This window comes from Paraburkholderia steynii (assembly GCF_900100565.1).
Classification (GTDB): Bacteria; Pseudomonadota; Gammaproteobacteria; order Burkholderiales; family Burkholderiaceae; genus Paraburkholderia; species Paraburkholderia terrae.
In genome coordinates this window covers 1-22671 of sequence record NZ_FNDI01000002.1, presented here as the reverse complement: position 1 = coordinate 22671, position 22671 = coordinate 1, and the positions used below count along the sequence as shown (strand labels likewise).

Below are 22671 nucleotides of genomic sequence, written 5' to 3'. Positions count from 1 at the left end.
CTCTCCAGTCAAGACGTCGCTGCCGACACGCTTATTCGACACGCAGCAAGCGGGGTACATCAACGGCAACCCGAACTTCGGGGCGAACCAGTCCGCGAAGATCATCGATGGTTCGCTCACGGGCTTTAACGTCACGGGCGGCAGCATCAATATTCAGGGCGCGGGCCCGAACGCGTCCAACGTCGACCAAGTGGGTCTGATTTCGCGCGCCGCGCAGGCGAACGCCGCGATCTACGCCAGGAACCTGAATGTCGTGACGGGCGCGGAACAGCGTCAATCACGATACGCTCAACGCCAGGCCCATCGCGCGGGACGGCTCGGCGCCCGGTGTATCGATCGGCGTGAGTGGTCTCGGCGGCATGTACGCGAAGCCTAAAGCTGTGGATACATCTAAGATATTATTCCCGGGTTTGAACGGAGTGGGAGCGAAAACGTGATACGCGACAAAGCCGGTGATCGAGGCTATTGGGATAAGTGGATTAGTTTCAACGAAGAGGCAATCAGCAAAGTTGAAGATGCCCTGACCCGACCATCGGGGAATCCGGCCTATCGAGCGCAATTTGCGTGGGACTTGTCGAAAGACTATACGCGACTGATCTTGCGGCGGTACTGTCGCGGAGATGCGATTCGCGAATTGCCAGTTTATTTTGATGGTTTGCTCCATGCTTGGGAACGGTCAAATCGATTTGCAGCGCAGATTTGTCTGGACCGTGGGCTACCGTCTTGCCGGGATTGGGACTTCAATCTGTCCAATCTGAACCACTACAACTACTGCTTTTGGCTAGTTGGCCTGGCCTTAGCGATGGATGTGACGACGGAGCAATGGTCGAGACTGATTGCATTGATCGGTGACGAGGAGCGAGACCTCCTGCTCGACCGCGTTATCGCAAAACATAGTCTACAGCGCAGAATTGGCAAGAAACTGCTACATCCAAAACCTTATTCGCGACTGATGATGGCGGTCGATGCGACTCCAGACACGCAGGCGGCGTTACTGCTGGATTTTGTCGAGAATTGGTATTCCGAACTGAACCGTCCAACTCCGAAAAATTCGGGGGAGCCGAGTTGTCGGCCCTACTGGTACGATTTCGGAGATCAAGGGAAAGTCCCGTTGGAGTCTGGATCGTATTTCGGTCGGTGGTGTATTGAAGCGGTCGCGACTGTAAAAGCATTTCAGCTGGACGATCAACTGTGTCTAGGGCGGGAGTACTATCCTGGCGATTTATTGCGCCCTGATGGGCCCAGCACTCATCGCTCCCACAGGAGTGAGGAAAAAGGGGGGAGTGCACGAGGACTGAAAGGAATTGTTTCAAAGATACTCGGAAAACCCGGTGAGTAATGGTCTCGTTCGCCGCTCCGAACCAAGCATCAGCGCAAGCCATGAAAACCAGAAAGAGGATGGGGGTACTCGCGCTCACAGCCCTGATATCGCGAACGGGTCAGCTCGACTGCACCGAAGGCCGGCGGGTTTCCCGTGCTTCCCACCGAATCACTACGCTTTCGCATCGATGCAATCGCGCCGGACGTGCCCGACACGATCCGCAAGCAGGGCGCTTTTGGCACTATCGGTCTAGACGGTGCAGGGGCAACGCTTACGACAATGCTGCTGCCCAGTTCGGCGATATCGTCCATTGCAACGAACGGAAGCGTTCATGCGGCGTGGGAGTTTTCCGTTCGCCGAACATCAGGCGACACTATTTCTTGACAAGCGCACATGCACTTTCCGCCAACGGCCTGAACGCCTTCTCACCCGGTATGACCGCCTTTACGGTGTAGTAATCCCATGGGTATTTCGACTCGGAAGGCTTCTTGGCCTCCACGAGATACATGTCATGCACCATCAGGCCATCCTCGCGAATTCTTCCGTTCTTCGCAAAGAAGTCGTTGATCGGCAACTCGCGCATTTTCTTCATGACCACGCCGGTTTCGTCGGTTCCGGCGGCCTTTACCGCCCGCAGGTAATGCAAGGTCGACGAATAGTCCCCCGCGTCCGTCTGCTCCGGCATACGCTTCGCCGATTCAAAGAACCGTTTGCTCCACTTGCGCGTCTCCTCATCGCGATCCCAGTAAAACGCGGTGGAGAATTCGAGGCCCTGCGCTGCTTGCAACCCGATCGCATGCACGTCCGCAAGAAAGACCAGCAAGCCCACCATCTGGGGCCCACCCGTACGCGTGAGCCCGAATTGCTGAGCCGCTTTCATCGCATTGACAAAATCGCCGCCCGCATTGGCCAATCCGATCACCTTGGCACCGGAGGACTGCGCCTGCATCAGGTAAGTCGAGAAATCGGAGGTATGCATCGGGGCCCACGCAGTCCCGAGAACGCTGCCACCCTCCGACTTGATGGCATTCGACGCATCGCCGACCAATGCTTTGCCGAACGCGTAATCGGCCGCGACAAAGTACCAGGTCTTACCGCCTTGCCGCATCATCTCGCGTGCGGTCGTACGGCCCAGGGCGTACGTGTCATACACATATTGAACGCTGACGGGCGTGCATTTCGAATTGGTGATCTCTGAACTCGCCGGGCCTGTCGCGATGGCAATCTTGTTTCGTTGACGGGCCAGGTCGATAACAGCAAAGGCGACACTCGAGTTCGTCAGATCGGTAACCATGTCAACGTTGTCACGGTCGAACCATTCGCGCGCTTTACTCGCCGCGATGTCGGCTTTGCTCTGATGGTCCGCGTAGACGACTTCCACCTTGATGTCGGGGTTTTCCTTCATGAAGTCGTCCGCCGCCATTTTGACGGCTTGCACGGCCCCGCGTCCGCCGAGCGTCGAATAGATGCTCGACATGTCGGTCAGGACTCCGATCTTGACCACGCCATCCGACAACTTCGCCTCCGCAGCAACTGCCGATGCACTCAAGAGCGCCGCTGATGCCGTACAAGTCGCCAGCAAGACCGCTTTCCCTCGTTTCCACATCGTCTCTCTCCTGTCATCACGGGTGTCAATAACCGCGTGGCGTTGTGGGCGCGAACGCTCGCAACGCCCTCAATATGGGCACGTCTTTTACTGCGTCACGCTCGCGCAAACCAATGGACCGCGATCTGTTCCGGCTTTTCGTAGAAATCGCCGATTCACGCAGCATGAGCGCCGCGGCGCTAAACCTTGGCGTGACGCGTTCCAACACCAGCCATCGGCTCAAGATGCTCGAACGTGACACCCGCGCAGTTCACGATCAATCCTCCAGACCCTGGGTACACCTACGGATAGCGAAGGTTTGGGGTTGATTTTCGAACGAACGGTCGCTTGTTGTCGAGGCCGATCTGGTTGACACGTTGTCAAGTGAGAATTAACAGTGTCGCAGCCGATACTCAACTGCCCTGCTATCTCGAGCACGCTGCGTCGGGCGCCGGCGTCGTCTCTACTTCGATGCGTTCACCATTGACCTGAATGTCTCGCAGCCGCGGCTCAACGAGCTGAAACGTCCCCTTCGCCAAGGCATCACGAAGCGCAGCACAGTTCGGTGCGATCGAAAACTTGCCCACCAGTTGCCACGCTCCATCGCTGGCCTGATCAAACACGAATCCAATACTTCCGCTGTTCGGGAAGAGCACAACGTTCGAGTTGTGATCGCCGGTTAGGTCGACGAGGTAAGCGTCGCATTTCACCGAGCCAACGTTCAGGCAGGCTGGAAGCATCCAGTTTTGCGTGACCCGCTTCCAGTCCGTCGAGAGAAATGACGCCGGAACTGGCTGCCCGGGAGTGCGCGACACTATGTTGAGCGCGAGCATCGCGGCATCCGGGCGGGTTGCCCCCAAAATGCCTTGACCAGGCTGACGTGCAGCCTGCGCGCTCAGTTCGCGAATGGTCGCGGCATTAGGTGCCTTAGTCTCTCCCTGCAGGCGCGCGAGCGCCTGCAGCCCGTATCTCGCGGATCTGTACCGCAAGAAGTTGTAATCGAATTTCTCGGGCTCAACCTTTCCCGCCAGGAGACGGTCGACCTGGTTGTCCACTGACAGACGTGCCGGGTCAGCCAGCGGCGTGAATACAGCAACGAGGACAGCGACTGATACCCACGCCGCGATCACGTTCACAGGCGCGATCTTCGCGAGGGTGTCAGTGCGAGCGAGCGCCGCCCATGCATAGCCGATGGCATAGAAATAAGCCACGAATGTTCCGGCACAGGCCAAAATGCGGTGCGGCGTGAGCCCATACTGCTTGATGCGCAGGGCGAGCGCGTAAGTCGCAAGTATCACCAGCACGGGAAGCATCAGGCATGAAATCCTCATACAGAGACGCAGCACTCGCGGTGGCAGATCAGACCCTGGGCCGCCCTTGAAGACGGCGTTCACGAAGACTATTTTCAGCGCCGCGACGCCGAGCAGGATCCACGTAGCAGACCGCGTGGCCCATAGCAATCCGAGTCCGGTGAGCGGCAGCGATGCGAGGAATCCGCCAACGATCACAACGAGGACCAGCAGCAGCCACGAGAGGAGCGACAGCACAAGCGTGCGCGAACCCCGGATGATGTCTGGCCTCACATCGGTGATGTGCAGGGCCGACGCAAACGCCATCGCGCTCACGGGAATGTTGAACCACGATTCGCGCAGAAGTTGCTGGAGGAAAGTCAGCTTCAGCAACGCGAAGAGCGCCGCCCCCAACCAGAGCACAAGAAAGAGCGCACATACGAACAACCCGGACAGCCAGACCTGGAGCCCAAGTTTCCAGCTGAATTCGAAGTACGACTCGTAGGGGGCAAACCACGACCTTGCCGCCTCGCCGGAGAGAACGAGGCAATAAGCGATGAACACGATCACGCCGCTATAGAAGGTCACTGCCATTGAAGGCAACGAAACCCCGACGCGGCCGAATGATTGCATTCCGACAATGTCAGCACCTGCCGATCGCCACGCGTCGTGACAGCCAAGCACTGCCACGACTGCGGCGAACACGGTGGCCCACATCGCGAGCCTGGCTCCCCTCATTCGTCGCAGGCCCACGATAAACGCCGTTGGGATGAATAGGGTAACGAGAAGCAGCGGAAAGAATAGAAGCGGGATAGTCGTGATGCCGCTGCGATTATGCGCAGCGTTCATGAGCAGATACAGCACTAATCCCTGGAAAATGCCGGTGAGGAGCCGCGGCGCGAAGAGATCTCGACCTTGGGCAGCCTGCGGTGTCTCCTGCTGATTGTTTTGCATCTCCAACCCGCTTTCCCGATTATGTTTTTTTCATTCGCGCCTGCCTGACCGCCCCCTGCGGGCGGGGCAAACGCCGTGTTCGAGTTCAAAGCCATTATATGCGACCGATTCTGGCCACAGTGTCCAGGCGTCGATGGGCACACGCGTCATTTCGACGATCAGGATGTTGCGATCGACTGACCGCTTCTGGGCCGACTGCCGCCCGATACGGTCGGCCGAAGTCGGACCCTCAGCCGCCACCCGCTTCGAGCGTCGTGCCGACATCGACAAATCGACGGCACGGCGCGTGGACTCACCGTGCGCGGCGCCATGCACATCAAAAAGATGCGCACGCATCGGTCAGCACGAGGCCGACTGCCTGTTGACGGAACCGCTTGATGTACTCGCGGCGAATCTCGCCGAGATGATCTAGCGTGTCCTGCGTGCCGGTCGCGACGATATTCACGACGAAGCCATCTTCGCGCACGACATGACGCGTGTCCCGGTCCAGCCATTGACCCTGTGTGCGCCACGTGGTGAAGCCGCCGGGAAAGCGCGGTGTCACGACGTCCGCGAGAAACTGCCTGATCTCCGCATCGGAAACGGGACGTCCTCCCTTCACGTCGCGGCCGAAGAACAGGTCGGCGGCGATTTCCTTCGTGCCATTGATCTTGCCGCACAGCGATTGTGCCGAACCCGCTGCATCCGATGCGCCGACAACTGCTGGGGCACCGCTAGTCGCAACGTCGCCGCCGGGTCCGTTCGCAGCCGAGCCAATCTGCGTGGGATGACCGCTCACCTGGCAAGCGGTAAGCGCAACGAACGACAACGACGCAACGAGCATCCGGGTCCGGAAAGTCTGCATGGTGGTTTCTTCTCGAAGTGATCTGTTCAAAGTACCGACGGAGCAACTGGCGGATTCAACCGATGGACGCAATAGTTTGCTGGAACCGTGTTGCTGGCGTTCGCAGTCCAGCGTCTGTCCCGGACGCTCGTTCAATCGCGTCTCGCCTCGGCTACGCTGACAGGTCACCGCAGGCGTTTCAACCAAAACCGAACAAAATTACATTAACAACCACTGCCAGACCATCGATATTATTCTTGGAAATGCTGCCTGCAGCCCCTATACACCGGCGGACATACCGGCGCGCCTCATGCGTGCCGCCCCCGATTTCCGCACGCATCCGGTTCGATGCATCCGTCGCAACCCGCGTGCGTTAGCGTCGGCTAAACCCTCGCGCGCCGGCGGCTCACGGGGTTTGGGTGAGCCTCTGACGAATCGCATAAATCAAATAATTTCGCGTGAGACATGCAGTTCACACAGGAGGCTATATGCACATAGGCGTTCCGAAGGAGATCAAGAACCACGAATATCGCGTGGGCCTCACGCCGTCATCCGTGCGGGAGATCATTGCGCACGGACACAAGGTCAGCGTGGAGACGGGCGCGGGCAGTGGCATCGGCGCATCCGACGATGCGTACAAAACAGCAGGCGCAGACGTGCTGCCTGGCGCCGAGGCGGTCTTCGCGGCCGCCGACATGATCGTCAAGGTCAAAGAGCCGCAAGCTGTCGAACGCGCGATGCTGCGCGACGGACAGATTCTCTTCACCTACCTGCACCTCGCACCCGACCCGCAACAGTGCGCCGATCTCGTGAAAAGCAACGCAGTCTGCATCGCGTACGAAACCGTCACCCAGCCCGCTGGCGGACTGCCGCTGCTTGCGCCGATGTCCGAAGTCGCGGGACGCATGTCGATTCAGGCGGGAGCGTTTTGCCTGGAGCGCGCTCACGGCGGCAAGGGCATCTTGCTCGGCGGCGTGGCGGGCGTGCCCTCCGCGAGAATCGTCATTCTCGGCGGCGGCGTGGTCGGCTCGAACGCGGCGCAGATCGCCGTCGGCACGGGTGCGCAGGTCGTCGTGATCGACCGCAACGTCGACGTGTTGCGGCGCATGGACCGCCTGCTTGGCGCGCGCGTGATCACCGTGTATTCGAATCAGGACAACATCGAACAACACGTGCTCGAGGCCGACCTCGTGATTGGCGGTGTGCTGGTGCCCGGCGCGGCCGCGCCGAAGCTGGTGACGCGCAAGATGGTCGAAGCGATGCGTCCGGGTTCGGCGATCGTCGATGTCGCCATCGATCAGGGCGGATGCTGCGAAACAGCACACGCCACGACGCACGCTGAGCCGACGTACAAGGTGGGCGAGATCGTGCATTACTGCGTGGCGAACATGCCGGGCGGCGTGCCGCGCACGTCCACCTACGCGCTGAACAACGCGACACTGCCTTTCGTCCTGCAGATCGCGGACAAAGGCTGGCGCAAGGCGCTCACCGACGACGAGCATCTCCGTCGCGGCCTGAATGTGGCGTTCGGCGCGGTGACCTGTCCTGAAGTCGCCGAAGCACTGGGCTACGCCTGTGAAGACGCAGGCGTCGTCGTCGCTGGATAGTCCAGAGACGGAGTGCGGTTATCGAACGATGGTGGCGAACGATGGCCGTCGGTTGTTCGCTGCCGTTCGGGCATCGATCGGGAAAAAGGGACGATCACCGCGCAAACGTGCCCAGCCCTTCCGCGTTGTAGTACTCGAGCGTCACCTGATTGCTCAGGAACGACACCTTCGAAATCGTCCCCGGTGCCGCGTTTTCGTTGACGAACGTGAACGTGAAGGTATCGCCGTCCCAGTGCGACAGCGGCAAGCGCAACGGCGTTGCGCCGATCGTCAGAAGCAGTGATCCGCCCGCGTCGCTGATCTGCGCTGGCCCGTAGTAGTCGTTGTTGTAGGTGCCCGTGTACGTGGAAAGCGCGCGCGCCGGGAATGGCGACACGGGCGGCGCTACGCCGACGAGCGAGCCCGCTGGCCTGGCGATACCGGCTAACGCGTCGTTATAGAGCTTGAACCAGTCGCGCTGGATCGAGCCGAACTGCACGAGATCGAAGAACTGCGCGGTGAGCGTTTCGGGAACGCCGATCGGCCAGCCATTGGTGAGCACCACGATTGCGCAGCCCGTCGAAGGCACCACGACGAAGTTCGTCGCTGCTCCCGCGCCGAATGCGCCCGAATGACTATAGCTCGCACGGCCCGCCGCCGTCGTGCCGACGTTGAAGCCGAAGCCGTAGTAGCTCGCGCTCTGCCCGTTGCCCGCCGGGGCCGTCTGCGATTGCGGGCTGATCGCTGCATTGAGCGCCGTCGCATCGACGAGTCGATTGCCGTTGAAGACACCGTTGCCGAGCATCATGGTGAGCCACTTCGCCATGTCGTTTGCAGAAGAGCTGACGCCGCCAGCAGGCGATTGCGCGTCGGGCATCGAACCGAGGCCGACCACCCATTGGCCGTTGCGCGTCACGTGGCCGGTGGCCCGGTTCGCGCGCGCAATGAAATCGGCGTAGCGCGAGCTCGTGCTCGCCATGCCGAGCGGATGATAGAGCGTTTGCTCCGACAGGGTCGCCCAATCGACGCCCGCCGCCGACGCCACTGAAATCGCGCCCGCTGTCAGACCGAAGTTCGTATAGGCGTAAGAGCGGCGAAACGGCGTAAGCGGCAGATAACGCAGGCGCCGCAAGATCGTCGTCTGGTCGTAGCCCATGTCCTCCAGCAGATCGCCCGCGTGATCCGGCAAGCCGGAGCGGTGCGAGTACACGTCGCCGATGGAGACTTGCGCGCTCACATCCGCGTCCGACAGCGTGAACCACGGCAGATGCGCGCGCACGGGCGTGTCCCATGACACCGTGCCGATGCCGATCTGATGCGCGACCACCATCGAGCCGACCGGCTTCGACAGCGACGCGAGCTGAAACACCGTGTCGGGATCGACGGCGAGTCCCGAACCGAGGAGCCGCGTGCCGAAGCCCTTCGCGTAGACCGTCTGAAGATTGCGCACGACGGCGACCGACATGCCGGGAACGCCTGTGGACGTCATCAGGTTGTTGGCGAGCGTGTCGAGTTGCGCGATGGCGGCATCGATCTGCGCGCCGGGCACGGGTGCTTCCGCGTTAGCGCTATTGCTGCCGCTGGCCGAATCGCTGGAGCCGCCGCACGCGGCGACGGCCCCGCACATCGCGGCGCCGAGAAAGCGCCGCCGTCCTTGCCCTGAGGTCATGCCACATCTCCGGATGACTGCTGCCACGGTCGAAGGCTCGTGCCGACGCCGCTGTCGTACACGCCGCGCCCGGCTTTCAGTTATAGATCATCGTCGAACGGAGTTGAAAGCCCAACGTCGCTTTGGCGTTGGTTCGCGCTGCGACTACGAATCGATCCAGCGGCAAGAAAGGTATCACGTCGCTCCGGACGGATTGACCTCAACAGTCACATGAGAAAGACCTTTGAAATGGGCCAATGCCGCATGAAAGAACGCTGGCCCATGCTGCGTCTTGTCCGTCGCAACCGACAAGACCGCGCCCATGTGACCGGGACCGAGGCGCCAGACATGAAGATCGAGAACTGTGTCACCGGCGTTCTCGACGGTTCGGCGTACGTCATCAGACAGGCGTCGGTCGTGATTCATATCCAGCAGGATTGCGCCCGTGTCGCGCAGCAGCCCATAAGACCAGTTCGCATCACGAGGGCACCAACGATCCCGGCCGCAGGATCCATCCAGACCCAGCCAAACCGCCACGCGAGCAGGAGACCAACAATCACCAGCAACCCGAACACCGCAACGGGAATCGCCTCACTAAAGTGAATCCGAACCGGCGAGAACACGCGCTGTCCCCTTGAGGGAATGCGCCGCCGATCGCAACTCCGTCGAAAAATACTGTTTGTAGATTTCACTACACGAGTGTAGTTTACGCTACATGAACGTATCGACAATCTGGTCCCTGCTGGTTCTCACGCTTCCAACCGAGAACGCCACAGCGCGCATGCGCTTCTGGCGAACACTGAAAGCAAAGGGATGTGCTGTGCTGCGCGACGGCATTTACCTGCTGCCTTACACCGAAGAGCGCGAGCAGATGCTCCGCGAACTGGCGAACGCCATCGCGGATAGTGGTGGCACCGCGCATCTGCTGCGCGCACCGAGCCTCGATGCCGCGCAGGAACAGGAGTTCCGCGCGCTTTTCGACCGCGGTGACGATCACGCCGGGTTCATGCGCTCACTGAAGGACGCACGCAAGACGGTTTCCGGCCAGTCGACGACAGATCTGACAAAGTTGCTTCGAAAGCTGCGCAAGGACTACGAAGCGATCGTCGCGATCGACTATTTTCCGGGCGACGCTTCGACCCGCACCGAGGCTGCGTGGCAGGACTTCATCGGTCTGATCGACACTGTGCTGTCGCCGGGCGAGCCCCATTCCGCCGAACGTCCCATCCGAAGGCTGTCAGTCGGTGACTATCAGGGCCGCACCTGGGCCACGCGCCAGCACATGTGGGTCGATCGTGTGGCGAGCGCCTGGCTGATCCGGCGCTTCATCGATCGCGATGCCCGGTTCATCTGGCTCACATCGCCTGGCACCTGCCCGGCCCACGCACTTGGTTTTGACTTCGACGGTGCGGCGTTCACTCATGTCGGTGAGCGCGTGACCTTTGAGGTACTGATTGCAAGCTTTGGTCTCGACGAGGACCCGGCACTGCTTCGGCTTGGCGAGATGGTCCATACCCTCGACGTTGGTGGCGCCCTCGTTCCCGAAGCGATCGGCTTTGAAGCCGTGATGTCAGGAGCCAGGGAGCGCGTGGCCGATGACGATCAACTGCTCGATGAAATGTCCCGTGTACTGGATTGTCTGTACACACACTTTGCGTCGGCTGCGAAAACTCGCGACGCTGAAGGTCGATCATGAGCACGACGACGGTAACGGCGCCCGGCTACACACTGGGGCAGCTAGTGCTCTACATGCTAAGGCTGGGCACGCTCGGTTTTGGCGGACCTGTTGCGCTCGTCGGCTACATGCACCGCGATCTCGTTGAGCAGCGTGGCTGGATCAGCGAGTCGGATTACCGCGAGGGCCTGGCGCTCGCGCAGATGATGCCCGGACCGCTGGCTGCACAGCTCGGCATCTACATGGGCCACGTGCATTATCACCTCGTCGGCGCGACGCTCGCTGGCATCGCGTTCGTGTTGCCGTCGTTCCTGATGGTCGTCGGCCTCGGCTGGGCCTACGCGCATTTCGGGGGCCTCTCCTGGATGCAGGCGGCCTTCTATGGCGTGGGTGCTGCCGTTGTCGGAATCATCGCAATGAGCGCCTACAAGCTCACGACGAGGACCTTGGGCAGAAACTGGCTTCTGTGGGCGATCTACCTGACGCTCGCTGCGGTGACCGTCATCACCGAATCCGAAATCGCGTGGCTGTTCATTGCGGGTGGCCTCATCAACTGGTTCGTTGTGGCTCCGCCCAGATGGCTTGCGAAGGGTGGCCTGAACGTCGTTGCGGCAACGCAATTGCCCGTCGCGAGCGGAATTTTTGGCGGCATTGACTGGCCGCTACTCGGCCAGATCGGATTGTTCTTCGCGAAGGCCGGTGCCTTCGTGTTCGGCTCCGGGCTGGCGATCGTGCCGTTCCTTTACGGCGGTGTCGTCACCGAACATCACTGGCTCAATGACAAACAGTTCGTCGATGCCGTCGCCGTTGCGATGATTACGCCGGGGCCAGTCGTGATCACAGTAGGCTTCATCGGCTATCTGGTCGCAGGTCTTTCGGGTGCCTGCGTAGCGGCGCTCGGCACCTTCCTGCCGTGCTATCTCTTTACCGTGCTACCCGCGCCGTACTTCAAGAAGTACGGCAAGCTGCCCTCCGTCAAGGCATTCGTCGACGGCATCACGGCCGCCGCTGTTGGCGCGATCACGGGCTCGGTGATCGTCATCGCGCGGCGCTCCATTGTCGACTGGCCGACGATTCTGCTGGCGTTCGCGACTGCGCTGCTGCTCTGGCGTTTCAAGAAGCTGCAGGAACCGGTCATCGTTATCGCCGCTGCGCTCATCGGTCTTGTTGTGTACCCGCTCATTCACTCGCACGCCGTCTGATTGCCTGCGCGTGCGTACACCTCCGAGGACAGCAGTCTTGGCAACACGTCGTACATTCCTCCACAGCACGGCTGCCGTCGGCGCCGGAGTTCTGCTCACAAAGACGCAAAACGCACACGCGGCTGACGAGCCCGGCTTTGTCGACAGGCTGACCGACCCGGACGGCAAATATGTGGCCGGTCCGCTGCCCTTCGCCTACGACGCGCTTGAACCCGCGATCGATGCCCGCACCGTCGAACTGCACTACAACTTTCATCACAAGCCCGCAATGGTCGCCGCCAACAAGGCAGAAGACGGACTTGCGAAAGCCCGGGATTCGAACGACTTCGCGCTCGTGAAGTTCTACGAGAAGGAGCTAGCCTTCCAGCTGTCCAGCCACATCCTGCATACGGTTTACTGGACGAGCATCTCGGGGAAAGGCGGTGAACCGAAGGGCGAACTCGCAAAGGCAATCGACAGGAACTTCGGTTCCTATGCGAAGTTCAAGGGGCAACTGATCGCTGCAACGGTCGCCGTTGAGGCGTCGGGCTGGGGTGTGGTCGGCTATCACCCTGCGACCGGCAAGCTGATGATCCTGCAATGCGAGAACCATCAGAAACTCACGGCGTGGGGCATCCAGCCCGTCCTCGTCCTCGATGTGTTCGAGCATGCGTACTACCTGAAATACCAGAACCGGCGCAACGACTACGTCAACCAGCTTTTCAGCATCATCAACTGGGACAATGCCGCGTCGAGGCTACGGGCGGCGATGCCCGCTCAAAAAATAGCCTGACATGTACCCCGAGCGTATTCGGCGGCCGCCATGGGTATCCTGACTCGCCCGGCCTTGCTCCTTCCCGATGGAGTCGAGCGCGGTGCCTTGATCCTGCTAGTTGCCCGTGGGCTTCGCGGCATGTGCGACGGCTTTGTCGCGGTGCTGCTACCCGGCTATCTGCTGGCGCTTGGCTTTGGACAACTGGCTGTCGGACTTATCAGCACGACCACGCTGTTCGGCTCGGCTTTAGCGACTGTGCTAGTGGGTCTCGTCGGCAATCGCTTTGCGCCGCGAGGTCTGCTGCGCTTCGCGGCAGTGCTCATGATCGCCACCGGTCTGGCGTTCGCGGGGCTGTCATCGCTATGGCCACTGCTCATCGTTGCGTTCGTCGGCACGCTGAACCCGAGTTCGGGCGATGTCAGCCTGTTTCTTCCGCTTGAACACGCGCGGCTCGCGGAGTCGGCGACAGGCGATGCGCGTACCGCCCTGTTCGCGCGCTATAGCCTTGTCGGTGCGCTGTCAGCCGCACTCGGCGCCCTCGCGGCCGGACTGCCCGACTGGATCGCAGCACACGTGGGGATCCCACCGCTCATGGCGATGCGCGCGATGTTCATCGCCTACTCGACAACAGGGTTCATCGTCTGGGTACTTTACCGGCATCTACCCGCGCCCCATGTGTCGGCTGACAGATCGCACGTACCGCTTGGGCCGTCACGCAGAATCGTCACGCACCTTGCGCTGCTATTTAGCGTCGATGCCTTTGCTGGTGGTCTCCTCGTCAACTCCCTGCTGACCTTGTGGTTGATCCAGCGGTTTGGACTGTCGCTCGGCGCGGCAGGTCAGTTCTTTTTCTGGGCGGGATTGCTCAGCGCGGGTTCCCAGCTAGCCGCAGCACCGCTATCGCGCCGGATTGGCTTGCTCAATACGATGGTGTTCACACACATCCCGTCGAGCGTATGTCTAATTGCCGCAGCGTTTTCGCCATCGCTCGCGTTGACCCTGGCGCTTCTCCTTCTGCGTAGCGCCCTCTCGCAAATGGACGTACCGACTCGCAGCGCTTACGTCATGTCGATCGTTACGCCGGCTGAACGGCCCGCTGCGGCCAGCTTTACCGCAGTGCCACGAAGCCTCGCGGCAGCGCTCGCACCCGCGCTATCCGGGATGCTTCTCGGCTTTGGATGGCTCGGCGCTCCGTTGGTCGCTTGCGGTCTGCTCAAGATTGCCTATGACCTTGCGTTGCTCGTCTCATTCCGCCGCGTTCGGCCAGACGGAGGGTCTTCATGACGCACAAACCGATGTCCCGCCGCAGAGCCGTGCTTTTGTATGTCGTTCTCTGCGTGCTGTCCGCTGGCGCAGGCGTTTTCGTGTATCGCGTTCCTCAGGCCGCCCACTCATCGGGGACCGCTGACTTGCCGCTCACGCATGTCGCTGACGTGCCCTTACCCGGGCGCTCGACCCGTCTCGACTATGAGAGCTTCGATCCCGTTCGTCATCTGCTGTTCATCGCGCATCTGGGCGACAGCGAAGTCGTCGTCGTCGATACACAAAACTCGCGCGTGGTTGCTCGCATCGGCAACATTGCCAAAGTGCATGGCGTACTCGTTGTGCCTGAGTTGTCGCGCGTCTATGCGTCAGCAACTGGCTCGAATGAAGTCGTTGCCATTGACGAGCGTACGCTGAAGATCACCGCACGCATGCCGGGTGGCATCTATCCGGACGGGATGGCCTACGCGCCGGACACTCATAAACTCTACGTGTCGGACGAGACGGGTGGGACCGAAACAGTGATCGACACCCAATCCAATCGTCGCACCAACACGATCCAGCTGGGCGGCACCGTCGGCAACACATATTACGACGCCGTTTCTCGGCACGTCTTCGTGAACGCGCAGTCACAGCGACAACTTGTCGAAATCGATCCGACGAATGATGCGATCGTTGCGCGGATCGATTTACCGGGCGCTAAGGGCAACCACGGGCTGTACATCGTTCCGCAACTCCACCTCGCGTTTATCGCCTGCGAAGACAACGCCAGGCTACTGGAGTTGGACCTGCTTACGAGAAACGTCATCCAGTCGTTTAACGTCGGCGAGGACCCTGACGTACTCGCGTTCGATCCCGGTCGGAGCACGCTTTATGTTGCTGGTGAAGCAGGCATCGTGTCGATGTTCGCCGTTGAGTCGTCGACTGTGTCGAAGACTGGCGAGGGGAGCATCGGCGCTAACGCGCACGTGGTTGGTGTCGACCCATCGACACATCATGTCTTTTTCCCGCTGAAGAACGTCGACGGTCGTCCAGTGCTCCGTGTGATGGCACCACGGTGAGTTTTTGTGTCACCGGAAACGATGGCAACAGGAGGTTAGCCATGAAAGCGGTCCCCATGCTGGCGGTACTACTCGCAGCAACCTTCGCCATGGCTGCCGCCCCGCACGTGAGCGATGGCAGGCTGGTCGACGAGCACGGGATGACCTTGTACGTGTTCGACGGAAAGGGAGCCCCGGACGCAGATCGTGCGAAGGCAACTGCGAAAGAAACTTCCCCCCAGCAGCCTGAATGCCATCGTGCATGCGAAAAGCTTCGAAATGCTTTGACTGGTCGATTCAAGCGCCACGAAGATCGTGATCGCGCTGATCACGAAAAATAGCTGCAGGCCGTCTTGACCCATGCGCGCCACGAGCGTGACGGCATATGGAAGATAAGGAAACTGAAACGACAGGTGTACTGCAACGCCCCCGACGATCGCGAGCGCCCGACCTGCGTCGAGCGCGGCAACGCGTCCGTTATCCATTCGACTGTCCTCCTCGCGTGGTGACTGCGCCTTTCAAGGCCGCGAGGTTCGTGGACAGATCGTGCTTTGCGGGAGTTCCTGCTTTTTTCGCCTGCGTCGTGTAGTGCGGAGAAACAGACGTGAATAGCTTTGTGAATCGCTTTACGCCGCTTCCGGCTGCTCCGCCAGATGCAAGCCGTCGCGGCTCGTCTTGTGCGCGTCGATCAACCGATAAACCGTTTCACCCGGCACCGTCTCCGATTCGAGCAACTGGTCCGCAATCGCGCGCAGCACGGGCTCGTTGTCGCGCAGCAGCGCATAGCATGCGTCGCTCAGATCCTTGAGCAGGATGTTCGCGTGCTCGATGGCGCCCTTCATCTGCAAACCCGCGTATTGCGCAGGCAGCGCGGCCAGGCTGAACAGATTGCCGTCCGCGTTGAAGCCGAACTTCGACACCATGTCGAGACTGATACGCGAGGCTTCCTGCAAGTCCGACGCGGCACCGCTCGACGCTTCCGAGAACATCAGCAATTCGGCATTGCGCCCGCCGAGCAAAACCTGAATCTCGTTGCGCATTTCGGTTTCGCGGTACAGGTGCTTGTCCTGCGTCTTCGTGATCAGCGCGACACCCAACGCGCCGCCGCGCGGCAGAATCGTCACCTCTTCGAGGATGCCCGTGCCGAGCAGGGCCGCAACGAGTCCGTGTCCGGCTTCATGAACAGCGATACGGGTGCGCTCTTCTTCCGTGAGCGCGCGCTCCGCGCCATTCACATCGCCGATACGTGCAATCTTGATCGCTTCGACGAAATGCTTCGCGGCCACTGTGTTGTCGCCCGCCTTGCGCGCTACGAGCCCGGCCTGATTGACGACCATCGCGAGCGTTGCGGGCGACAGGCCCGTGGTCAGACGCGCGAGCTGATTGAAATCGATATCCGCGGCCTTCGACGTCAACCGCTCCGCATAGAAACGGATGATGTCCGCGCGATCTTCGAGATCGGGCAGACGCACCTGCACCGTGCGATCGAAACGGCCAGGACGGCGCAACGCTTCATCGAGATTGTCCGGGTGATTCGTCGCCGCGACGATAATCACACCCTCGTTCGATTCGAAGCCGTCCATCTCCGCGAGCAACTGGTTGATGACGCGATTGCTCTCGGCCTCGACGGGGCCGCCGCCCGTATCGGTACGCTTCGCGAGACCGTCTGCCTCGTCGATGAAGATGACGGTCGGTGCATTCTTGCGCGCGAGTTCGAACAGATGCTTGACCTTCTGAATGCCAACGCCGTAGTACTTTGCGCTGAAATAGCTGCCCGTGATCGAAATGAAGTTCGCGCCGCACTCGCCCGCGAGCGCCTGTGCGAGACGCGTCTTGCCGACGCCCGGCCCACCCGTCATCAGGATGCCGCACGGCGCGCGCACGCCCATTCCCGTGAACTGTTTCGGATTGGTCAGATAGGCCTGAATGTCGGACAGCGCGGCCTTCGCTTCGCCTGCGCCGATCACGTCTTCGAATGAAAGCGCCGGCGTTCTTTCGAGCAAACGCGCACCGCTCGTCATTTCGCGGCGCATGAACCACACGAGTCCGCCGATCAACAGCAGCGGCAACAGCACACTGATCGCGTCACGAGCTTTGTCGAAAGCATCCATCCAGCGCGCGGAGCCGGTGTGAATATCGGCGTCCGGCAGGTACACCATTTGATACGGCGAATGCGCGTCCGCTTTCATTTCGCCCAGCAGCAGCGCATTCGAGAAGGCGCCGTTGTGATCGGTGACGTAGTACTTCGCGCCATCACCCGTCGACACGAGAATCGCATTCGGACTCACGCCGACTGCCGTGACGTTGTGCTCGCGAATGTCGCGCAGCATCTCCGACGCATCGCGCTCCTGATGTGTCCACGCCGACGTGTCCTTGCGCATTTCGCTCGCGACGCCCGTCAGTACCGGCGAGCCTTGCACGTTACGCTGATCGTGACGCAGATGCAGGAACGTCACGAGCGCCGCGAAGGCCGTCGCGGTCACGCCAAGCATTACATAGCGGCCGTAGCGCGACCAGAACGTGTTCTTTGCCGGTTTCATCAGTTGATTCCTAAAACGGGCCACATCGTGGCCAACGCGCGAAAGCGCGGACAAAATAAAACGGAGCACGCGCGCGTGATGCGCGTAACGGGACTGGATTGGAATGTGGCCGCAGCCGCGAACGAGGAAGGGACCAGTTCTTTCGTGCAATGACGTCGGTAAAAAAGACACGCTTATGCGTCCCTCTTTCGACCGCTGTGTGTCTATCGCATTATGCCCAGGCTTATGCCATTTCCAAAACGGTAGAAAAGGGCGTATTTAAGGGCTGATTCGCGCAATCGAACCGATTGGCCTTATAGAAGGCGCATTGCGGGAAGAAGTACCAATTGATGTTTGGATGGCAAAACACTTTTATCTTCGCAAGGCAGCGAAGACACATCACGCGGACGTTGCATCCGCGACAGGGTCGGTCACGAAGATCGGGCACAGGCGAACCGGAAGCGGTCCGCCTGTACCCGAAAACGTCAGCGTCTCACGACACCCATGAGCAACGTGACAATAAAGATGACGAGGAACAGGACGAACAGAATCTTCGCGATCCCTGCCGCTCCCGCTGCAATCCCGCCGAAGCCGAATACAGCAGCGATCAGCGCAATGACGAAGAAAACCAAGGCGTAATAAAGCATGTTCCGACCTCCGTTGCTTGAGTTATGGTCCCGGGCTGCTTGCGCGGCGACGTCCAACCACTTGAGCAAGCCGTGTTCCTGACGACAAACAACGGAGCCTTGAACATACGAGCCGGAAACCTACGCAATGGCGGCAACGGCCGCGCGCAAACCGAGCAGATAGCTGTCCACGCCGAACCCGCAAATCTGGCCCTTCACGATCTCCGCGAAAACCGATTGATGACGAAACGCCTCGCGCGCATGGATGTTCGACATATGAATCTCGACGACAGGGACGGTCAGAATCGCGAGCGCATCGCGAATCCCGTAGCTGTAGTGCGTCCATGCGCCGGCGTTGATCAGCACGGCGTCCGCGCCGTCAGTGAATGCCTGGTGAATGCGTTCGCACATGTCGCCTTCATGATTGGTCTGATAGCTTTCGACCTCGACATTCAACTCGCGCCCCAGTGCCTGCAAGGCACCGTCGATTTCCGCGAGCGTCACCGTGCCGTATTGCACCGGATCGCGCTTGCCGAACATGTTGTGATTGATCCCATGCAGCATCAGTACTTTTTTCATGTTTCCTCCGTTGGTTCGAGATCAGAGCGTCAGACCGTCGCGCTGACTCGAGTATCGATGATCGCGCCCGTGCGGGCCGATTCCGCGATGGCTTCCGTAATGCGCAGGTTTTGCAGGCCATCGCGTACGGTGACGAGCGGCTGCGCGCTGCCTTCAATCACGTCGCAGAAGTGATCCAGTTGCCGCTCGAGCGGGTCCGTGCGCTCGATGCTCGCAGTGGATACGTCGAACGGCTTCCACCACGAGCGGTCTTCTTTAGTAGCGTAGGTCTTCAGGCGCATCGTGGGCACCGACAACGAACCCATGTCGCCCGCAATCACGTAACAGTCTTCGTCGTCATACGACGCATAGCTTTTGTTCTCCTGCGAGGTCTGTTCCCAGCTGCGCGGTGACGCCGCAGTGTCCGACAACAGAAACGTGCCGAGCGCGCCGTTCTCGAAGCGCAGATTGATCGCCACCGTATCTTCGACGGCAAACCCGCGCGCCGTATTCGACGCGAACGCCTGCACCGCGACGATCTCGCCGCACAACGAACGCAGATTGCCGATCTCGTGAATCATGTTGATGAGAATCGGGCCGCCGCCCGCCTCGCGCCGCCACGGCGCGGCGTCGAAGTATTCGTCGGGTTTGTAGAACACGGCGCTGCCCATCACGCCGACAACCCTCCCGATCCGCCCTTCCCCGATGATCTCACGCGCCTTCGCGAGAATCGGGCTGTGCGCGCGATGATGGCCGACCAGAAGCGGCACGCCGGCCTCATCAGCCGAGGCGCGCAGGCGTTCGCCTTCATCGAGTGTATGCGCGACGGGCTTCTCGATCAGTGCGGGAATACGCGCGCCGATGCATTCGAGCGCCTGCTCGACATGCAACTGGTTCGGCGTGGCGAGCACCACGCCATCGGGACGGCTCGCGGCGAACAGTTCGCCGAGCGTGCGAAAGAGCGGCACGTCGGCCTGTTTCGCCACTTCCTGCGCGGCAGGACCCGGATCGACGATCGCGGCAAGGCGGCAACGCGGACTCTGCTGGATCAATTCGATGTGACGTCGGCCGATAAGCCCGGCGCCGGCGACGGCAAGCTGCATTTGTCTCATGATTTCGTCGTGTTTATCGCCCAAGGATTGGACGTCTTTGTGAATTGAGACTAGATTACTCGTGCCAATCACCAACACAATGCAGCCGAATGGAAAATCATCATGCGCTATTAGCCAATAATGACGGCTTCCTGCGCGACCTTCAGTTGTTCTGCACCGTTGCCCGCCGGGCCAGCTTCATCACCGCGTCGACCGAAATGGGCATCTCGCCTTCGCACGTGAGCAAGCGCATCGCCTTGCTCGAAAAGAGTCTAGGCGTGAAGCTGTTCTTGCGCACGACCCGCCGCGTCAGCGTGACGAGCGACGGCGAAGCGGCGTTCCAGTGGGCGCAAAAAATCCTCGACGACGTACAAGGCATGTCCGACGCTTTCGCCGGGCTGAAGAGCGACCCGCGCGGCGTGATCCGCATCAGCACGAGTCTGCGCCTCGGCCGCGACCACGTATCGCCGATTCTCATGCTGTTGAGAAAGCGCTATGCCGCACTCGAAATCTGGCTCGAACTGCTTGACCGGCGCGTCGATCTCGTCGGCGAAAACTTCGATATCGACGTGCGGGTGGGCAACATCCAGGAGCCGCATCTGATCGCGCACAAGATCGTCGACAGCGCGCGCATCCTGTGCGCGTCGCCTGTCTATCTGAAGCGTGCGGGGACGCCCCGCACGCTCGCCGATCTCGCGCAGCACGATTGCCTGCTGTTTCGCGATCGCGACCAGCGCTTCGGCGTGTGGCGCCTGACGGGGCCGGACGGCGAGAAGTCGGTCAAGGTCACAGGTCCGATTGCATCGAATCACAGCGACATCGTGCAACGCTGGGCGCTCGAAGGCTATGGCGTGATCATGGCGTCGATCTGGGACGTCGCATCGAGCCTCGAATCGGGCGCGCTCGTGCGCGTGCTGCCGCAACACCAGCAGCCCGCCGATGTCTGGGCCGTGACGTCGGCGCGCGCGTCATCGTCCGCGAAGATTCGCGTGTGTGTGGACTTTCTCAAGGAACAGTTGACGCGCGGACCGTACGCGTTGAAAACGCGCGGCGTGGGCGGGTTTTGATAGAAACGTGTGGTGCGGCGTTCTGCGGCCTCAACCCGCCGAACATGGCGCGGGCCCGAGTCTTTCGGCAACAGACGCACACGCGGCGCGCAACGGCTCGACATACGTTTCCAAAGGCGTGTCGTTGCGCCTGAAGAGCGGAATGCTCACGCTGATGCACGAAGCGTTGAATGCGGGATTGCGCACGCGCGCAGTAAACAAAAAACCGCTAGTCAACGAAGCGCTCAAACCGCGTTTTCCGTCGCACCGCCGACGCGCGCTTCGAGAAAACGCAGCAGCGCTTTCACCTTGCTCGAATGACGGCGATTGGGCAGATACGCGGCATAGACGACGGCCTCTCCGCTCTGCGGCGTCACGTCGTAATCCGCGAAGAGGCGCATCAGACGCCCTGCGTTGATCTCGAGATTGACGAGCCAGTCCGGCAACAATGCCAGCCCTTGTCCGGCGAGCACTGCTTCGAGCAGCATCTCCAGGCTGTTCGAAATGAGCCGTCCGCGCACATCGATACGCTCATGCTCGGCGCCCCGGTTAAACGTCCACACCTGGCGCGCGCGATAACTGCCGCCATACGCGATGCGCAGACATTCGTGTCCGGCGAGTGCGGCGGGCGTCGGCGGCGTGCTTGCGCGTTGCAGATAGTCGTGGCTCGCAACGATATAGCGCGGATTGTCCGCGAGCTTCTTCACGACGAGATTCGGATCGCGCGTCAGCATGCCGATACGCACGGCGACATCGATGCGATCGAGCGCGAGGTCCGCATAGTGATCGGCGACCACGACATCGAGCGCGACGCGCGGATATTCGGCGAGAAACGCGGCGAGATGCGGCGCGAGCTGCACGCGGTTGTAGGCGGACGGCACGGTGATACGTAGTGCGCCGACGGGCGCGGCGCCGCTGTCGAGGATGCTCTCGTCGGCCTCGGCGAGATCGTCGAGTACTTTCGAGATTTGCTCGACGTAGGCGGTACCCGCGTCTGTCAGGCTGACCTTGCGCGGCGTGCGCGTGAGCAAGGCGGTGCCGAGCGATGCTTCGAGCGCGTCCATCAGCCGCGTCACCGACGACGTCGCTACGCCGAGGCGCTGGGCGGCCTTGGCGAAACCGCCTGCATCGGCGACTTCGAGCAGTGTGTTCAACGCGAGCAGTTTGTCCATGCGGGCGATTATGCCCACGAAGACGATTGCGCTCCACGCAACGGACGTTTGCAGTCAGCGACTATTCAAACAGTGCGGCGCAACGGGTAATCTGTGTTGGTGGCAGTCGCGGTGTGTATTCGCTTTTGCGTGGCGCACGCTGGGTGGTTTGCTTGTGGTTTCGCTGGCATCCGCGTTTTGTTGTCGTGCTTCAAGCGTCGCCCCTGTGCGGGGCGGCACCTACTTTTCTTTGCCGCCGCAAAGAAAAGTAGGGGCGGTTTCAAACGTGAAGTGCAACACAAGGCTTAGTGGACAGAAGTATCGGGGCTGGAAGCAAGTGCAAGCATGGTGGAGAAGACTTCGAACGGCGAATGAAATGCGTGTGTGGCACGAGGGCGAGCGTTGAGGCTATCGGCAATGGCGTCAAGGTCATCCTGACTGTAGACCGAGAGATTGGTGCCCTTGGGCAGATACTGGCGTAGCAGACCATTGGTGTTCTCGCACGTGCCACGTTGCCAGGGGCTATGAGGGTCACAGAAG

General features: G+C 60.7%; 19 protein-coding genes and 3 pseudogenes. 10 read left to right on the top strand and 12 right to left on the bottom strand.

Annotated elements, in window-relative coordinates:
* Positions 1-31: 31 nt before the first annotated feature.
* Positions 32-368: pseudogene (locus BLT65_RS48655) on the top strand (hypothetical protein); the annotation flags it as partial.
* A gap of 65 nt (positions 369-433) precedes the next feature.
* Positions 434-1339, top strand: a complete 906-nt coding sequence (locus BLT65_RS04015) for a PoNe immunity protein domain-containing protein (RefSeq protein ID WP_091775013.1) — start codon at positions 434-436, stop codon at positions 1337-1339.
* A gap of 355 nt (positions 1340-1694) precedes the next feature.
* Here the strand turns inward: BLT65_RS04015 and BLT65_RS04010 are convergent, their stop codons facing one another.
* Positions 1695-2927, bottom strand: coding sequence for an ABC transporter substrate-binding protein (locus BLT65_RS04010; RefSeq protein ID WP_091775010.1), 1233 nt, complete (start codon positions 2925-2927; stop codon positions 1695-1697).
* Between the two features lie 113 nt (positions 2928-3040).
* On the opposite strand from BLT65_RS04010, the gene BLT65_RS04005 reads away from it, so the two are divergent.
* Positions 3041-3235: a helix-turn-helix domain-containing protein gene (locus BLT65_RS04005; RefSeq protein ID WP_091775007.1), complete on the top strand. Its 195-nt coding sequence runs from the start codon at positions 3041-3043 to the stop codon at positions 3233-3235.
* A 96-nt stretch (positions 3236-3331) separates the two neighbouring features.
* Here the strand turns inward: BLT65_RS04005 and BLT65_RS04000 are convergent, their stop codons facing one another.
* Together BLT65_RS04000 and BLT65_RS03990 are read right to left on the bottom strand one after the other, a co-directional pair.
* Complete coding sequence (locus BLT65_RS04000; protein ID WP_091775005.1) at positions 3332-5149, bottom strand: DUF4153 domain-containing protein; 1818 nt, start codon at positions 5147-5149, stop codon at positions 3332-3334.
* Positions 5150-5465: 316 nt separating this feature from the next.
* Positions 5466-5993: a DUF3574 domain-containing protein gene (locus tag BLT65_RS03990; protein WP_244186411.1), complete on the bottom strand. Its 528-nt coding sequence runs from the start codon at positions 5991-5993 to the stop codon at positions 5466-5468.
* Between the two features lie 467 nt (positions 5994-6460).
* Between BLT65_RS03990 and ald the strand changes: the two genes are divergently transcribed.
* On the top strand, positions 6461-7579 hold the full coding sequence (gene ald, locus BLT65_RS03985; RefSeq protein ID WP_091774996.1) for an alanine dehydrogenase: 1119 nt from the start codon (positions 6461-6463) through the stop codon (positions 7577-7579).
* 94 nt (positions 7580-7673) lie between these two features.
* On the opposite strand, the gene BLT65_RS03980 is transcribed toward ald, so the two are convergent.
* Positions 7674-9227: a serine hydrolase gene (locus BLT65_RS03980; RefSeq protein WP_091774993.1), complete on the bottom strand. Its 1554-nt coding sequence runs from the start codon at positions 9225-9227 to the stop codon at positions 7674-7676.
* 174 nt (positions 9228-9401) lie between these two features.
* A pseudogene (locus BLT65_RS47785) lies at positions 9402-9817 on the bottom strand (cation diffusion facilitator family transporter); the annotation flags it as partial.
* A 104-nt stretch (positions 9818-9921) separates the two neighbouring features.
* On the opposite strand from BLT65_RS47785, the gene BLT65_RS03970 reads away from it, so the two are divergent.
* From BLT65_RS03970 to BLT65_RS03950, 5 genes are read left to right on the top strand one after another with little or no spacing between them, the layout of a single operon-like run.
* Entirely contained in the window at positions 9922-10902 is a 981-nt protein-coding gene (locus BLT65_RS03970) for a chromate resistance protein ChrB domain-containing protein (RefSeq protein WP_091774987.1), read from the top strand.
* Positions 10899-12083 (top strand): chromate transporter, encoded by a 1185-nt coding sequence (locus BLT65_RS03965; RefSeq protein WP_091774984.1) that lies wholly within the window; start codon positions 10899-10901, stop codon positions 12081-12083. The genes BLT65_RS03970 and BLT65_RS03965 overlap by 4 nt, the downstream gene beginning before the upstream one ends.
* A 37-nt stretch (positions 12084-12120) precedes the next feature.
* Positions 12121-12855, top strand: coding sequence for a superoxide dismutase (locus BLT65_RS03960; RefSeq protein WP_244186410.1), 735 nt, complete (start codon positions 12121-12123; stop codon positions 12853-12855).
* A 30-nt stretch (positions 12856-12885) separates the two neighbouring features.
* Positions 12886-14121, top strand: a complete 1236-nt coding sequence (locus tag BLT65_RS03955; RefSeq protein ID WP_091774981.1) for an MFS transporter — start codon at positions 12886-12888, stop codon at positions 14119-14121.
* On the top strand, positions 14118-15161 hold the full coding sequence (locus tag BLT65_RS03950; protein WP_091774978.1) for a YncE family protein: 1044 nt from the start codon (positions 14118-14120) through the stop codon (positions 15159-15161). The genes BLT65_RS03955 and BLT65_RS03950 overlap by 4 nt, the downstream gene beginning before the upstream one ends.
* Positions 15162-15435: 274 nt before the next feature.
* Here the strand turns inward: BLT65_RS03950 and BLT65_RS03940 are convergent.
* The 5 genes and pseudogenes from BLT65_RS03940 to BLT65_RS03920 all read right to left on the bottom strand — a co-directional run.
* A pseudogene (locus BLT65_RS03940) lies at positions 15436-15625 on the bottom strand (acyltransferase family protein); the annotation flags it as partial.
* A gap of 141 nt (positions 15626-15766) precedes the next feature.
* Positions 15767-17680 (bottom strand): AAA family ATPase, encoded by a 1914-nt coding sequence (locus tag BLT65_RS03935; RefSeq protein WP_091774975.1) that lies wholly within the window; start codon positions 17678-17680, stop codon positions 15767-15769.
* 464 nt (positions 17681-18144) lie between these two features.
* Positions 18145-18306, bottom strand: coding sequence for a DUF1328 domain-containing protein (locus BLT65_RS03930; protein WP_007578949.1), 162 nt, complete (start codon positions 18304-18306; stop codon positions 18145-18147).
* Between the two features lie 120 nt (positions 18307-18426).
* On the bottom strand, positions 18427-18864 hold the full coding sequence (gene aroQ, locus BLT65_RS03925) for a type II 3-dehydroquinate dehydratase (protein WP_042308730.1): 438 nt from the start codon (positions 18862-18864) through the stop codon (positions 18427-18429).
* A 29-nt stretch (positions 18865-18893) separates the two neighbouring features.
* Positions 18894-19955, bottom strand: a complete 1062-nt coding sequence (locus tag BLT65_RS03920) for a Gfo/Idh/MocA family protein (RefSeq protein ID WP_091776075.1) — start codon at positions 19953-19955, stop codon at positions 18894-18896.
* 89 nt (positions 19956-20044) lie between these two features.
* Between BLT65_RS03920 and BLT65_RS03915 the strand changes: the two genes are divergently transcribed.
* Positions 20045-21001 carry a LysR family transcriptional regulator gene (locus BLT65_RS03915; RefSeq protein WP_091774972.1) on the top strand — a complete coding sequence of 319 codons (957 nt, stop codon included), beginning with the start codon at positions 20045-20047 and terminating at the stop codon, positions 20999-21001.
* Positions 21002-21225: 224 nt separating this feature from the next.
* Here the strand turns inward: BLT65_RS03915 and BLT65_RS03905 are convergent, their stop codons facing one another.
* Positions 21226-22152 (bottom strand): LysR family transcriptional regulator, encoded by a 927-nt coding sequence (locus BLT65_RS03905; RefSeq protein ID WP_167306448.1) that lies wholly within the window; start codon positions 22150-22152, stop codon positions 21226-21228.
* Between the two features lie 284 nt (positions 22153-22436).
* Positions 22437-22671, bottom strand: a 235-nt coding sequence (locus BLT65_RS03900) for an IS30 family transposase (RefSeq protein ID WP_143036479.1), incomplete at its 5' end; no start/stop codon positions are given.

Excerpts from the sequence above, each read along its gene's own strand:
- BLT65_RS04010 (WP_091775010.1), bottom strand. The coding sequence starts at position 2,927 with ATGTGGAAACGAGGGAAAGCGGTCTTGCTGGCGACTTGTACGGCATCA.
- BLT65_RS04005 (WP_091775007.1), top strand. The coding sequence starts at position 3,041 with ATGGACCGCGATCTGTTCCGGCTTTTCGTAGAAATCGCCGATTCACGC.
- BLT65_RS04000 (WP_091775005.1), bottom strand. The coding sequence starts at position 5,149 with ATGCAAAACAATCAGCAGGAGACACCGCAGGCTGCCCAAGGTCGAGAT.
- BLT65_RS03990 (WP_244186411.1), bottom strand. The coding sequence starts at position 5,993 with ATGCAGACTTTCCGGACCCGGATGCTCGTTGCGTCGTTGTCGTTCGTT.
- ald (WP_091774996.1), top strand. The coding sequence starts at position 6,461 with ATGCACATAGGCGTTCCGAAGGAGATCAAGAACCACGAATATCGCGTG.
- BLT65_RS03980 (WP_091774993.1), bottom strand. The coding sequence starts at position 9,227 with ATGACCTCAGGGCAAGGACGGCGGCGCTTTCTCGGCGCCGCGATGTGC.
- BLT65_RS03970 (WP_091774987.1), top strand. The coding sequence starts at position 9,922 with ATGAACGTATCGACAATCTGGTCCCTGCTGGTTCTCACGCTTCCAACC.
- BLT65_RS03965 (WP_091774984.1), top strand. The coding sequence starts at position 10,899 with ATGAGCACGACGACGGTAACGGCGCCCGGCTACACACTGGGGCAGCTA.
- BLT65_RS03955 (WP_091774981.1), top strand. The coding sequence starts at position 12,886 with ATGGGTATCCTGACTCGCCCGGCCTTGCTCCTTCCCGATGGAGTCGAG.
- BLT65_RS03950 (WP_091774978.1), top strand. The coding sequence starts at position 14,118 with ATGACGCACAAACCGATGTCCCGCCGCAGAGCCGTGCTTTTGTATGTC.
- BLT65_RS03935 (WP_091774975.1), bottom strand. The coding sequence starts at position 17,680 with ATGAAACCGGCAAAGAACACGTTCTGGTCGCGCTACGGCCGCTATGTA.
- BLT65_RS03930 (WP_007578949.1), bottom strand. The coding sequence starts at position 18,306 with ATGCTTTATTACGCCTTGGTTTTCTTCGTCATTGCGCTGATCGCTGCT.
- aroQ (WP_042308730.1), bottom strand. The coding sequence starts at position 18,864 with ATGAAAAAAGTACTGATGCTGCATGGGATCAATCACAACATGTTCGGC.
- BLT65_RS03920 (WP_091776075.1), bottom strand. The coding sequence starts at position 19,955 with ATGAGACAAATGCAGCTTGCCGTCGCCGGCGCCGGGCTTATCGGCCGA.
- BLT65_RS03915 (WP_091774972.1), top strand. The coding sequence starts at position 20,045 with ATGGAAAATCATCATGCGCTATTAGCCAATAATGACGGCTTCCTGCGC.
- BLT65_RS03905 (WP_167306448.1), bottom strand. The coding sequence starts at position 22,152 with ATGGACAAACTGCTCGCGTTGAACACACTGCTCGAAGTCGCCGATGCA.